This window comes from Sphingobacterium sp. UBA1498 (genome assembly GCF_002325125.1).
GTDB lineage: Bacteria > Bacteroidota > Bacteroidia > Sphingobacteriales > Sphingobacteriaceae > Sphingobacterium.
Window position 1 is genome coordinate 321,479 of sequence record NZ_DCRG01000005.1, and the last position, 14,239, is coordinate 335,717.

The 14,239-nt window shown below is 40.8% G+C and carries 9 protein-coding genes; 3 read left to right on the plus strand and 6 right to left on the minus strand.

What is annotated here, in order from left to right:
• Window position 1: 1 nt before the first annotated feature.
• Together B3139_RS06280 and B3139_RS06285 are read right to left on the minus strand one after the other, a co-directional pair.
• On the minus strand, window positions 2–2,461 hold the full coding sequence (locus tag B3139_RS06280) for a glycoside hydrolase family 31 protein (RefSeq protein ID WP_293880902.1): 2,460 nt from the start codon (window positions 2,459–2,461) through the stop codon (window positions 2–4).
• A 148-nt stretch (window positions 2,462–2,609) separates the two neighbouring features.
• Window positions 2,610–3,083: a Dps family protein gene (locus tag B3139_RS06285; protein ID WP_209575624.1), complete on the minus strand. Its 474-nt coding sequence runs from the start codon at window positions 3,081–3,083 to the stop codon at window positions 2,610–2,612.
• Window positions 3,084–3,287: 204 nt separating this feature from the next.
• Between B3139_RS06285 and B3139_RS06290 the strand changes: the two genes are divergently transcribed.
• Window positions 3,288–4,967 carry an RluA family pseudouridine synthase gene (locus B3139_RS06290; RefSeq protein WP_293880904.1) on the plus strand — a complete coding sequence of 560 codons (1,680 nt, stop codon included), beginning with the start codon at window positions 3,288–3,290 and terminating at the stop codon, window positions 4,965–4,967.
• Window positions 4,968–5,268: 301 nt separating this feature from the next.
• Window positions 5,269–7,866 carry a DUF5686 family protein gene (locus B3139_RS06295; RefSeq protein ID WP_293880906.1) on the plus strand — a complete coding sequence of 866 codons (2,598 nt, stop codon included), beginning with the start codon at window positions 5,269–5,271 and terminating at the stop codon, window positions 7,864–7,866.
• Window positions 7,867–8,082: 216 nt separating this feature from the next.
• Here B3139_RS06295 and B3139_RS06300 read toward each other — a convergent pair whose 3' ends face one another.
• Both B3139_RS06300 and B3139_RS06305 read right to left on the minus strand, forming a co-directional pair.
• A complete protein-coding gene (locus B3139_RS06300) occupies window positions 8,083–9,762 on the minus strand; it encodes a protein-disulfide reductase DsbD family protein (RefSeq protein WP_293880908.1) in 1,680 nt (559 codons plus the stop codon).
• 101 nt (window positions 9,763–9,863) lie between these two features.
• On the minus strand, window positions 9,864–10,931 hold the full coding sequence (locus B3139_RS06305) for a PLP-dependent cysteine synthase family protein (protein ID WP_293880910.1): 1,068 nt from the start codon (window positions 10,929–10,931) through the stop codon (window positions 9,864–9,866).
• A 159-nt stretch (window positions 10,932–11,090) separates the two neighbouring features.
• On the opposite strand from B3139_RS06305, the gene B3139_RS06310 reads away from it, so the two are divergent.
• On the plus strand, window positions 11,091–11,549 hold the full coding sequence (locus B3139_RS06310; protein ID WP_370877880.1) for an Lrp/AsnC family transcriptional regulator: 459 nt from the start codon (window positions 11,091–11,093) through the stop codon (window positions 11,547–11,549).
• Window positions 11,550–11,625: 76 nt separating this feature from the next.
• Here the strand turns inward: B3139_RS06310 and B3139_RS06315 are convergent, their stop codons facing one another.
• Together B3139_RS06315 and B3139_RS06320 are read right to left on the minus strand one after the other, a co-directional pair.
• Window positions 11,626–13,302, minus strand: coding sequence for a PNGase F N-terminal domain-containing protein (locus tag B3139_RS06315; protein WP_293880912.1), 1,677 nt, complete (start codon window positions 13,300–13,302; stop codon window positions 11,626–11,628).
• 80 nt (window positions 13,303–13,382) lie between these two features.
• Complete coding sequence (locus B3139_RS06320; protein WP_293880914.1) at window positions 13,383–14,237, minus strand: UbiA-like polyprenyltransferase; 855 nt, start codon at window positions 14,235–14,237, stop codon at window positions 13,383–13,385.
• Window positions 14,238–14,239: the final 2 nt, after the last annotated feature.

The following is a 14,239-nucleotide window of genomic DNA, read 5'->3' on the forward strand; positions in this document are numbered from 1 at the left end:
TTTAACCTTCTATCAATATATTATCAAATTCACGTGCGACATTAATCCAATATCGCCCCTTTTCATCTTGTTGTACTTTTGTGTCTATTCCATCCGTCTTAACTTTCTTAATACGGAATGGCAAGCCAATTAACTGTAATTTATATTCTTCGTACCGTTCGGTAAACAAACCATCTCTGGTTTGCTTGATCGATAAAGAATCGTTGAGTCCGGATACCGTAAAGCATTTTTCGAGATAAATATCCTGCTCATAAGCAAAGGTGTCGCCGTGGTCTGAATACACATACGAACGCATCACACCATCAGCGAAGTAAACATTGAGCTGCAGCTCTTCAATTTTCTTTTCACCAGTATATTGCATCACTGGATATTCCGGAATCACAGATCCCCCACGAATGAAGATCGGCATTTCGTCGATCGGCGTAGCGACTGTATGTTCTTTACCTCCGGCATAGATTTCGTTGTTGAAATAATAGTACCAACAACCTTCCGGCAAATAGACAATTTTACTCTTTTGTCCCGGCTGCAAGACCGGGGATACCAATATTTTATCTCCAAAACAGAATTCTTCTTCACGCTGCCAGTTTGTTGGTATATGTTGCTCAACCATAGAAATTGGACGGAGTATTGGATAACCATATTTGGTCTGCTCCCAAAAACAGGTATAGATATACGGCAACAGCTGGTAACGGAGTTCAATAAATTTCCGGTTAATCTGCTCCCAGTCCTCTCCAAAACTCCACGGCTCGCGATCCCGCGTATCGCCAGCGGAATGCACACGCATAAACGGTGAGAAAACACCAAATTGCATCCATCGAGTAAACAATTCTCCGTCTGGTTCGCCTGTGAATCCACCAATATCCGTCCCACAAAAGGACATTCCGGAAGTTGACAATCGCTGCAACTGTAAGGTTCCTAATTTGAGGTGTTCCCAACTAGCCAGATTATCACCTGTCCAAACCGAAGAATAACGCTGTGTACCAGCATAAGCTGCTCGGGTAATGGTAAATGGGCGCTTGTTTTTATACAATTTCTTTAAACCATCATACGTTGCGCGCACCATCTGCATACCATAAATATTATGTGCTTTACGATGCGACCCCCGATGGCCGTCGTATTGATGGCGTACGTCATCTGGAAATGTTCCCCGACCAAATACAGCCGGTTCATTCATATCGTTCCAGAAACCTGCAACACCATCTTCCACAAGACCCTGATACAATGTACCCCACCATTGCCGAACCTCCGGATTGGTAAAATCAGGAAATTGACAGCGTCCTGGCCAAACAAATCCTTCCATAAAATAATCATCTCCTCGGCGACAGAAATACCGGTTCTCCTTGCCTTCTCTGAACACCCAATAGTTCTCATCGACCTTAATTCCTGGATCGATCATGACTACGGTTTTAAACCCATCATTTGCCAAATCACTAATCATAGTTTTTGGATTTGGAAAATACTGTTTATTCCATGTAAAACAGCGATAGCCTTCCATATAGTCAATATCAAGATAAATGGCGTCACATGGAATCTGACGATTTCTAAATTCTTTAGCGACCTTACGCACATTGGCTTCTGGATAGTAACTCCAGCGACACTGATGATAGCCGATTGCCCATAATGGTGGCAGATAATGTGTGCCAGTCAATGTATGGTAACGACGGATAACATCAATGATACGCGGACCATGGATATAATAGTACTGCAGCTCTCCACCTTCCGACCAAAAGCTCGTTTTCCCCGGGTCTTCGGCAGCAAAATCAAAATATGTTTTAAACGTATTGTCAAAAAATATTCCGTAAGCTTCCCCATCTTTTAAACCAATATAAAACGGAATAGTTTTATAAAGTGGGTCCTGATCGTAAGCAAAAGCATAAGTATCTGAATTCCAGTTTTTAAGTCTTTTACCTCTCAGATTCAATTTGGTGGCCTTATCACCTAGACCATAAAAAGCTTCATTTGCAAAGGCCACTTTGGTACTATATACATAGTAGCCGCCAAAATCTGGGTTTTCCTCCCAATGCATTGGTGCCAGATCGGCGTTAAACAGCTTACCGGAACGATCTGAAAAAGAAATTAAAAAGTCGCTTTTATTGATCTTACAGGAAATGGTGTTCGTGTGGACTAAATAATGGTCTGTCTCTTCCTTACATTGGTGTATGCTTACACGATGATCTTTTTTGGCTAATGCGTAAGAGAAGTCTTCCAAAAAAGTTCCTTCAGGCGCGAGCCGTACCCGTACGATCTCGTCAGTTACAATTTTAATTTCTACCTTCGCTTTGCTGTCGGAAAAATAATAAGATTTATCATTCTGACTATGGTCAACTATGGTTTCTAGGTATTTTTTCTCAATTTTAGGTAGATCCAATACTGGATTATTCACATGATGCATACTCTCCAAAGTACCATCATTTTCCTCCTCATGTAGTGTGGTTTGATTTAGGTTGTCGTCTTCAAGCATAGTTGTAATATATTAAAAAGTTTCTGAAGGCTTAATTCCTCTTTAAGATAGAAAATTAATCCTGTGTCGACAACAAAACACAAAAAAAATCCCGCCAATTTCTTGTTAGCAGGATTTTTTATACGAATTGTAGTAAAGTAACTACAGCCTATTTCACAAAATGTGCACGCAGCATCCAAGCCATTTTTTCATGCTTTTCCAGCAAACCAACCAAAAAGTCCTCCGTACCATTGTCTGCGGTCTGTTCAACTGCCGCAAGATCAGCACGAATCGACATCGCAATTGCTTCATGATCAGCTAACAGTTCCTTATAATAGGAAAGGCTATCTGTCTTTTCGGAAGTAGACTCCGTTAAACGGGTCAACTTTAAATATTTGTCAAAGGTGCCAACGGCATAATGCCCCAGTGTGCGCACACGCTCTGCAACCTCATCGATTACTTCAGCAAGTTCATCGTATTGCGATTCCAAAAATAGATGAGCAGCATGAAAATCCGCGCCCTCCACATTCCAATGCGCATTACGTGTCTTCATATAGACAACATGTTCATCTGCCAAAAGCACATTTAGCAACTTGGCGACTTTTTTCAAGTCGGCATCTTTAATTCCAATTGAAGTTTTCATTCTGTATTTTTTTTTGTTAACTATATGTTTTAATTGCTTGATTAAATTTACCGAAACAATGCGATAAAAACAAAAAATACAGGCGCCAAATTTGAACAAATTATCGCATCCCCTGTTGACATAAAAAAACGATCAAGCAATTATTTAAGACATAATGTTGTATTTTTGCCGACATATTTATTTTGAGGAAACGCCCCAGACCAAATGGAAGACAACACTTATTTTCACACATTCAAACAGGATATTTCAACAATTGAACTTCCGGCACGATTTACCTTTCCGTTTTGTTATGAGCCACACCCTCTTGCCGCAATGGCGGCACAAGAACTTCAACATTACATTGAAAAGCAGAACGAATGGACACACAATTTTGGCTTGGATAGCACTGGAGAGGGACTTCCCATTGGAAAAATGTTTGGCGTTTTGGTGGTTAAAAACCAGGACGAAGAACTTGGTTATCTCGCCGCTGTTTCCGGTAAGTTGGCGGGAAGCAATAAAAATCAGCATTTTGTACCGCCAATTTTCGATATGCTCGAAGATAATAGCTTTTTTCTAAACGAAGAAGTACATCTTAATGCGCTGAACCGAAAAATTGAAAACCTCGAAACAAGTGCCGAGCTGGAAAATGCCAAGCGTAACCTCGACCTGTTAAAAAGTGAATGGGGGAAGTCACTTGACGCGCTTAAATTAAAATTGAAGGCGCAAAAGAAGAATCGAAAGGAAACACGTACGCTATTAAAGTCCAGCTTATCGGATGCAGATTATGCATTACTCATGGAAGATATGCAGCGCCAGAGTTTAAAAGACAAACAACAGCTTCAGCGCTTTCAGTATGAAATGCATATCGCCATGAAACAGGAAAGCGATCACCTGCAAGAATTGCTATCGACGATTACATCGCTTAAAGAAGAGCGAAAAATACGCTCGGGCAACCTTCAAAAGCAACTTTTTGAACAATATAATTTTCGCAATGCAAAAGGACAATGCAAAAATGTAGTAGATGTGTTCCAAGATTTTGACAACACAACGCCCCCAGCTGGGTCCGGAGAATGTGCCGCGCCTAAGCTTTTGCAATATGCCTATGAAAACAAGATGACACCGGTCGCCTTAGCCGAATTTTGGTGGGGCTGTTCCCCTGCCTCCGAAATACGGAGACACAAAAACTACTACCCTGCCTGCCGCAAAAAATGTGAACCAATTTTAGGATATATGCTCGAAGGCTTGGTCGTAGACCCTAATCCCATGCAGCAGGAAACTACATTGGCGATAGAACTTCCTCAAATTTACGAAGATGAAGATATCATCATTATCAATAAACCCGCAGAATTTCTGTCTGTACCTGGCATATATGTTAAGGATTCAGTCTACAATCGCGTTCTCCAACGCTATCCTGAAGCAGGTCCGATTATTATCCACCGCTTGGATATGTCCACATCCGGCCTGCTGATTGTTGCCAAAAACAAAGCGTCCCATAAATTCATTCAAGATCAATTTATACAGCACACCATCAAGAAAACATATATTGCTTTGCTCGATGGCATTATCGAAGCGAATTCGGGTTTAATCGATCTACCCCTGCGCGTTGACTTAGAGGATAGGCCCCGACAAATGGTCTGCTATACCTACGGCAAACCGGCACAGACAAAATGGGAAAAAATGGCCGTCGAAAATAATCAGACAAGAGTTAGATTCTATCCGCTGACAGGCCGAACCCACCAACTTCGCATGCATGCAGTGCACCCAAAGGGATTAAACACGCCTATTGTCGGCGACGATCTATATGGCAGAAAAGCCAATAGACTACATTTACACGCCGCTTCCATTACTTTTATTCACCCCAGTTCAAAGCAAGAAATGACCTTCGAAATTGACCCAGATTTTTGATAGGACTGACTATATCGTTACAAAAGTCAATAAATAAGACGGCGGAAAATCATCGCCAAGTCAAAATCTAGTATTAAAATTAGTACCCTAAATCAATAATTTGATATAAACATTTAGTAAACAATATTTTACATCAAAAAAGTACGCAACTGGTTACTGCTATTATATTACAATAAAATTTTAATTATTCTTAATTTTTTATTTCCTTTGTTCACTGATTTTTTGATTTTAATACCTATAAAGTCAAAAATAAAGTTGGAACAAGAAAACAATTTTGAATTTTCAAGATTATAGCAATATAATGAGAGCTAACATAGACGCAAAGACCTTCATAACTAAATTCTTTTTTTCGATAACACTCGTGCTAACGGTATCTTTGGCCCTTGCCCAAAATAAGACTGTTACGGGTATCGTTAGAGACGCAAAGACCAAGAGCCCTATACCTTACGCCACCGTCGCTGTAGTAGGTGCTCCAGCTTCTGCCGGAACCACGACATCGACCAACGCCAATGGTGAATTTAAACTCGTCTTTCCGACATCTTATGTAAAAATTAGAGCAAGCTATATCGGTTATGACAGCAAAGACGCTTTTGTAACGAATGATGCAACGCAAACAAAAGAAATTTTAATGGATCAGCAGGACAATATGCTGGAAGAAGTTGTTGTCAAGGCCAAAAAGAAAAAATATAGCAATAAAGATAATCCTGCCGTTGCACTGATCCGAAAAGTCATTGAGAATAAGGAAAAAAATAGACTTGCAGGTCAGCAATATGCGCAATACGACCAGTATGAAAAAATGTCCTTAGGATTAAGTAATCTTTCGGAAAAATTTGTCAATAAAAAGATCTTCAAAAACTATCAATTTCTTTTCGAAACAGACGATTCGGCTAAAACGGCCAACAAATATGTCTTGCCAGCTTTCATCGAGGAAAAGATCTCAAAGGTCTATTATCGTAAAGACCCAAGCAAAACTAAACAGTATATCCTTGGGGATCAGCGCGCACAATTTGATCCTAAATTTATTGATAACGATGGTTTGACAGCTTACTTCAATAAACTTTATGAACAAGTCGATATTTATGATAACAACATCTCCTTGGTTACTAATCAGTTTTTGAGTCCGATTGCCAATTCAGCACCCACTTTTTATAAGTTTTTCATTACGGATACCATAAAGACTGTACAACCTTGGGTAGTCGAATTAAGCTTTTTTCCACGCAACAAAGCAGATATGTTGTTCAAAGGCCAACTCTATGTCACATTGGATGGCAACTATGCCGTTCAGGGCGCCAACATGACGGTTGCTGATGATATCAACTTAAATTTCGTGCGTGATCTTCAGATACAACTTAAATTTGAGAAAGATAGCAAAAGCCGCTTCTACCTAAAAACAAGTACGCTGGGTATCGATTTTTCGTTAACGGAGAAAGGTATGGGAATCCGCGGCAGCCGGACAGTGGATTACAACAATTATAAAGTAGGCATACAACAACCCGACAGTATCTATGATGGTCCGTCAACGGTAATCGCCTATAATGTTGAAAACAAGAAAGCAACAAAGACTTTATTTGAAACACAGCGCCCACTTGCCCTTGCGCAAAACGAATTGAACATCTATCATAACATTGATACCTTACAAAAGATTCCTTCATTCCGTACATTCATGGACATCGCCGCGCTGGTACTTTCCGGTTACAAACAGGCTGGTCCGGTTGAAATCGGTCCTGTGAATACGTTCTATAGTTTTAATCCCGTAGAAGGTTTCCGTTTGCGTGTCGGTGGCCGTACCACGGAAGCGCTGAGCAAGCGTTTCTATGCTGAAACTTATGCTGCTTACGGATTTAAAGACCAGAAATGGAAATATTTTTTCAGTGGAACCTATGCGTTCAATAACAAATCTGTCTATTCTTTTCCTATGCACTACATCAGGGCATCTTATAAAAAAGACACTAAGATTCCTGGGCAAAAGCTCGAGTTTATTCAGGAAGACAACTTTTTACTGTCTTTCAAACGTGGGGATAATGATCGATATATCTATGAGACAAATTATGGTTTAGAGTACAAAAAAGAATTTTTAAATCACGTGGCGGTCGGAGCGGCTTTCAATATTAACAGACAAACGCCAGCCGGAAGCTTAACCTACCAAATGATTGATGCCAATAACGAGAGCAGGTTATTTAACGAATTGAATTCAACAGAATTGTCCGTTAATTTTAGATATGCCCCTCATGAAGAGTTTTATCAAGGAAAGATTTATAGAACACCTATTTTCAATCAATACCCGATCTTTACATTCAACTATACCGCGGGAATCAAAGGCCTGGCTAAAGGTGAATACAATTATCACAACTTCAATGTTGGCGCCTTTAAGCGCTTCTATTTTAGTCAGTTTGGATTTGCAGACGTCACAGCTGAGGGGAATTATATCGCAGGGAAAGAAATTCCATTCCCTTTCTTAACTATTCACCGCGCCAACCAGACTTATGCCTATCAATTGAATTCGTATAACCTGATGAACTTCCTTGAGTTTGTCAGTGACCATAACGCATCATTAAATGTACAGTACTACATGAATGGTTTTCTTTTAAATAAGATTCCTTTGATCAAAAAGCTTAAATTACGCGAGGTATTTAGTTTCAAGGGTGTATACGGTGGACTGCGCAAAGAAAACAATCCTGACGACCCTAATTATGGTTCAAAGGTATTTACCTGGCAGCACAATTCGGATGGTGTACAAAGCTCTTACACCTTCGGCTCACAACCGTATATGGAAGCCAGTATCGGTCTCTCCAACATTTTCAAAATATTGCGTGTAGACTACGTAAAACGGCTGAATTATCTTGATCACGTCGATGCACCAGCTTGGGGAATTCGTGCCCGTGTCAGATTTGACTTCTAATAGTTTCCATAATCTATTGGATACAAAGAAGCCTTGTCCATGCAAATGGACAAGGCTTCTTTTTTTGAACAAAGCTTACATCACCGCAACCCAGCAGAACCGCCCCATTTTCACATTCGAATAGCCCCTAACCAGCCACTTTTTAGTCAATATTAACAACAAAAAATCCCCCTTGCCTATGACAACAAGGAGGATAAAATTAGAATATGAGGAGGGTTAGTTTTTTTGTTTAAAGGCATCTAAACCACTTTGAAGGAAAGCTTTATACTCCGCTACATTATAGTTGGCTCCACTTTGAGGCACCAGTTTTTTGCCCGTTGGGTCGACAATTACATACAGCGGTTGCGAATTACTATCGAATGTAGCTGCTTGAAAATCGCTGTTCTTCTTACCGATTGTATTAATCTTTTTACCACTGTATTTCGAAACAAATTGTTCGTTTGCAGCCAATGCTGTTTTATCGTCAACGAAAAGTTCGGCCATAACAAACTCTTCCTTCAACAATTTGGCTACCGCTTTGTCCGTCCAAACATTCGCTTCCATTTTACGACAATTAACACAGTTCCAACCCGTAAAATCAATTAATACAGGCTTATTTAATTCTTTAGCCGTCGCTAATGCCTGTTCATAATCGTAATACGGATCAAATCCTTTCGGGGTACCCCTTTCATGGAAGATTTCAGCATATTTTTTAATTTTCCCGTCCGAATGCGCAGCCCCAGTACTTACACCCGAAGATAAATCAAAGTCTTGTGTTGCCGATGGTGGTAAAAAAGCAGAAATCGATTTTAAAGGCGCACCCCACAACCCTGGAACCATATACACCACAAAAGAAAATACAACAATAGCCAAAATAGTCCGGGGAACCGATAGGAATTTCAAATCACTATCATGGGAGAATTTGATCTTACCAATTAAATATAAGCCCATTAGCGCAAAGATAGCAATCCAAAGCGATAGAAACACCTCTCTATCCAACCAATTCCAGTGGTAAGCTAAATCGACATTGGATAAAAATTTCAACGCTAAAGCGAGTTCCAAAAATCCCAGTACCACTTTTACACTGTTCAACCACCCACCCGATTTAGGTAAAGATTTAAGCATAGAAGGAAACATGGCGAACAAACCAAACGGAATCGCCAAGGCAATAGAGAATCCCAGCATACCAATCGCTGGCCCTAGCCTTTCGCCTTTGGAGGCTGCCTCCACCAGCAGTGTGCCTATAATCGGTCCCGTACAGGAAAATGAGACCAGTGATAAGCTGAAAGCCATAAAGAATAAGCCCACTAAACCACCTTTGTCTGATTTTGCATCCATTTTATTGACAAACGAACTTGGTAATGTAATTTCAAATGCGCCAAAAAAAGAAGCCGCAAACCCGACCAATAACAAAAAGAAGATGAAATTGAAGATACCGTCGGTCGAAAGCGCATTGAGGGCATCTGAGCCGAATGAGATCGTGATGAGCATCCCCAAAGCCACATAGATCACTATAATAAACAATCCATATAATAGGGCTTTACTGATGCCATTTGCACGACTTCCCGACTGTTTGGTAAAGTAACTCACCGTCAAAGGCAGCATCGGAAAAATACACGGCATCAATAACGCCGCAAAACCGCCTACTAGTCCCGCTATGAAAATACTCCACAACGACTTTTTCCCTTCGGCTGCAGGCTTGGTCGCTGCTGCAGCGGCCACTGTGGTCGGCTTATTTACATCAGCCTTGACCGAAGCAGTATCCGGCGATTCTTCAAAAGATAAGGAGTCGGGACTTATGCTGCCGTCCGTAAATTCGATTCCTTCCATCGAATTTGTTGTGTCAGACTGGGCAAACATACCAAACGGCGCAATCAGTAACAACAAGAGGATAAATAGTTTGAAATTGACTTTCATGTTGTATTATTCTTAGGTATTAAATTGGTTTTTCAACATTGAAACCCGAGGAGCTAGAGACTCCCCGAGTTAACTATAAACATATGAAACTAAATCTTTTTTTAAGCACCAAATACCGGGTTTGGCAATCTGCAAATAGGTTGAAAACCTGAAAAATCTATGTCCGTAGAAAGGTATCCTTCTTTTACAGGCTCCTCTTTCACTAAATCAGTACTTAGGTATTTTTTATTGTCATCACATAGCAGGGTCACTACAACCGCGTCATCGCCCAGTTCACGCTGTAATTTAATCGCTCCGATAACATTTGCACCTGAAGAGATTCCAACAGCCAGTCCCAATTGCCGCGATAATTTCTGTGCCATGATAATGGCATCGCCATCATTGGCACAAACAACAGCATCAAGTTCATTTAAATCCACAATCGCTGGAATAAACTCATCGGAAATTCCTTGGATACGATGCGATCCCACCTTATGCCCTGTGGTTAATGTCGGACTTTCTGCAGGTTCCAATGGATGAACGCGGACATTTGGATTGACCTTTCTCAAGCTTCGGCCTACCCCCATGACCGTACCACCCGTACCGACACCAGCAACGAAAGCATCCGCCACCAAGCCTTGCTCTTCTAACTGCTTCACAATCTCGTAGCCTGTGGTTTTCTCATGCGCCTCAGCATTATATTGATTTTCGAATTGTCTTGGCAGAAAAACCCCACCTTTTGAAGCAAGTTCCTCACTTAAATGGATACTACCCAAAAAGCCGCCTTCTTCTTTGCTTATCAGTTGAATATCGGCTCCCATACTGCGGATAATATCAGTACGCTCCTTGCTCAGCCAGTTTGGCATAATAATCTTTACTTGATGACCAAGCGCTTTACCGATTGCTGAAAACGCAATCCCGGTGTTTCCACTTGTCGCTTCAATCACCACATCACTGGGGCGGATCTGACAGTTCATATACGCTTTATACAAAATATACAGCGCCATCCTATCCTTTATGCTGCCCGTTAGATTGTAGTTCTCACATTTTACGAAAATTCGCCCTGGTTTACCTCGATAAGTATACTGCAATTCCAGCATAGGCGTATTTCCTACCAATCTCCACAGATGTTTGAATCTCTTGTCCAATGTAGGCGACAAACACGCGCTTAATAATTCTTGTTCAGCCATTTTAATAAATGATTATTCTGTTGCAAAATTGACTATTGACAAGATAATATTCAATATATAACTTTAATTTCGATAAAAATTAAGTGAAACAACATTAAAAACAGTAAATAATACAGAACAATAATGTATTTTTACAGCAGTACCGAAAATATTCAGATTATGGAATTAGATGAAATCGATGTAAAATTATTACGTCTCCTACAGCAGGATGCATCACTAAGCAACAAAGCGCTATCTTTTGAACTCAATAAATCTATTGCAGCCGTTCACGAACGCGTTCGAAAGCTCAAGCGTTTAGGCTATATTAAGAAAACGGTGGCTATTTTAGACCGTCATAAGATCGGTATTGGGCTGATTTCATTTTCTCAGGTCTTTCTTAAAGCACATACATTTGAAGTGTTGAATGAATTCGAAAAAGAAGTAGCTAAATTTCCCGAGGTGATGGAATGCTACCAAATGGCGGGTTCTTACGACTTTATGTTGCGTATTGCCACCAAAGATATGGATGCCTATCATATTTTTTTGCGACATCGTCTGGCCGTATTACCTCAAGTGAACACCGTACAGACCTACTTTGTATTATCGGAAACTAAAAGCGAGACCGCTTATCCTCTTTAACCCACGTAATAAAAATGAGGCAATATCGCTGTCATGTATCATCATACGGTTGCACATGACAGCGATGAAAAAATGATTAATCGAATAGCAAGGTACCCGTTACATTCCAGCTGCTAAAACTTGTTCCTTCAGGAGCTCCTTGTGGAATCTGTACCTGCATCGTATAGTCACCAGCTTTTAAATCACCCAAGTCGATGTAGATGGGCGGTGTGACAGTACCAGGACACCAATTGGAACGGCTCAGATCAGAGGAAGACAGACCGGTAGCAAAATTGCCTGAAGCTGGATTAAACAACCGATAAGACCCGCAGTCGTTGCGCCAAGGTGTATATTTGAAGAGTAATGAATCGTTGAGGAAAATACGGTTTTCCTTAGGCACAAATTCATCACCTTTACCCCAGCCGCCATGCCCTGTGGTAATGTAACGTAATTGCACATTTTTAGCGTCTTGGTCCAAATGAAAAGATACCTTCAAACCCTTCTCCTTGTCAAACATAGATCCATACTCCTGCCCTCCCATTTCCATGACATTGGTCGTCGTAAATAAAGGCATCGCCTTTTTCAGATTGCCCTGTGAGGCGGCATCGAAGCCGGGATGTATCGTCAACTCAACACTCACTTCATGACCCTCTTTATCATAATTACCAATAAAGGTACCCACATAAACCTCCTGTCCGCTCAGCATGCCTGCTAATTCAGAAACATCTTGACGGTACAGCACCGAGTCCTGCCAAACTTTATCCTTTAACTGAAGGTAGTTAAATTGCTTAACACCAAAGGGTGTAAAGAAACGCATCAATTCCACAATAGGTTCAAAGGAAGCTGTTTTCACAACACCTTGATAAGTCTTACCATTTCCATTCTCATACTTCGGCAGTGTGCCCATGCCATTTTTCATCCCATCCAAAAAGTGCTGTGCTTTATTGGTCGGGATAATAAAAACTGACCCGGTGCGATCGTAAGCGTCACCTTTGGATTGTTCCACCAGCTGTACAAATACATTGTCACCGCTCTTTATTTTTGGGATTTTCACTTTTTTAACAATAACTGTCCCATGAGCAAAACGCAAGATAGAATCCGACCTGACATCATCAGCGAAACGTACGCGTTCCTTTCTAAAAATCGGTATTTGAACAAAACGATTCTTCCAGATGAGATCCTTATAGGTGAGCTCATCATAAAGTTGCTCATTTCCTGTTAACCTCAGTTGTTCAGGAAGAGCCTTTACCTTTTCTACCTTGGTTGCAAAGGTGCGCGTGTTCCCGTTGCGGATCACTTCAAGTACCAAACCAAGATCCTGACCCAGTTCCGTAGGCGCAGCCTTTATTCCCAATTTGTCGGTATACCAAACTTCTATTTTATTAGAGTTGATACTCGTTTCCACTTTTTTACAGGGGTAGCCTAAGATGGTTTTAGTCTCGTTGGTTGCATTAAACTGCTGTTTTCCAAGTGCAAGAGCATCTTTTGTCAGGATGATTGATCCGTCTTTGAGTTTAGCAATTTTAAGTAGGGAATTGCCCGCATCACGCTGCACTACAACACGTTCGTAGGGTGCCGCCAACTGTCCCTTCATTTCTTTCTCTGAACTTACAAACGTCTCTTTCTCGTTTGCATAAACCAGAATGGCATTCTGATTAGCAGCTGCATTTCCATTGAAACTTTGGTTATATTGAATTACATAGGCCGGCAGCTTTTGTGCCCGTGAGGTTAATGATACACCTAAAATAGCGGCAAAAAGGAAACTTTTCTTCATTTCATCTATATGGGTTTAGATGCAAAAATAAGAAAGGCTTTAGGAATTCCTAAAGCCTTTCTTATTTTATGCTAAAACGTTTATTTAATCAGCCAAATATCCAAGAGGTAAAACAGAGCAAAGATTACCGAGGCATAGCCGTTAGTGGTCATAAAATCACGGTTGACCCGGCTTAAATCTGTTGAAGAAAACAAGGTATGCTGATAGATGAGCAGTGCGGCGTAAAAGACCACCCCTAAACAATAAATCCAGCCTACGGGCATCAAAAATGCCGGTATTAAAATAAAGATAAAGGACAATACGTGCAGGCATTCAGAAACGCGCATGGCACCTTTCGTCCCTAACCAAACAGGTATAGAATTGAGCTGATTTTCCCGATCAAACGCTTCATCCTGCAAAGCATATATAATATCAAATCCACTCACCCAGGTCAACACTGCAAAGCCGTAAAGCACGGGTACTGTTGCAAACTGCCCGGTAATCACCATATAGGCGCCTATTGGCGCCAATCCCAGTCCAGCCCCCAAAACAAGGTGACATAAGGGTGTTATACGCTTCGTATAAGAATAGAAAAGTACCACAAAAAGTGCTACCGGCGACAGCATAAAACAAAGAGAATTGATAAAATACGTCGCGCCGATAAAAATGAGACTATTTACAATCGTAAAAACCAATGCATTACTCGCTGAAATCTTTCCTGCAGGAATATCACGCATGGCTGTCCTTGGATTTATCGCATCAATATCTCTATCCAGATAGCGATTGAATGCCATAGCGGCATTACGAGCCGTTACCATGCATACAAGCATCAGCACTAATAATTTCCACGAAAAAGCATACTCCGTTGTATGCAGAGCTAAAAAAAAACCTATAAAGGCAAATGGCAATGCGAATACACTGTGGGCAAATAAAACTAAAGACAAATATTTTTTCATCC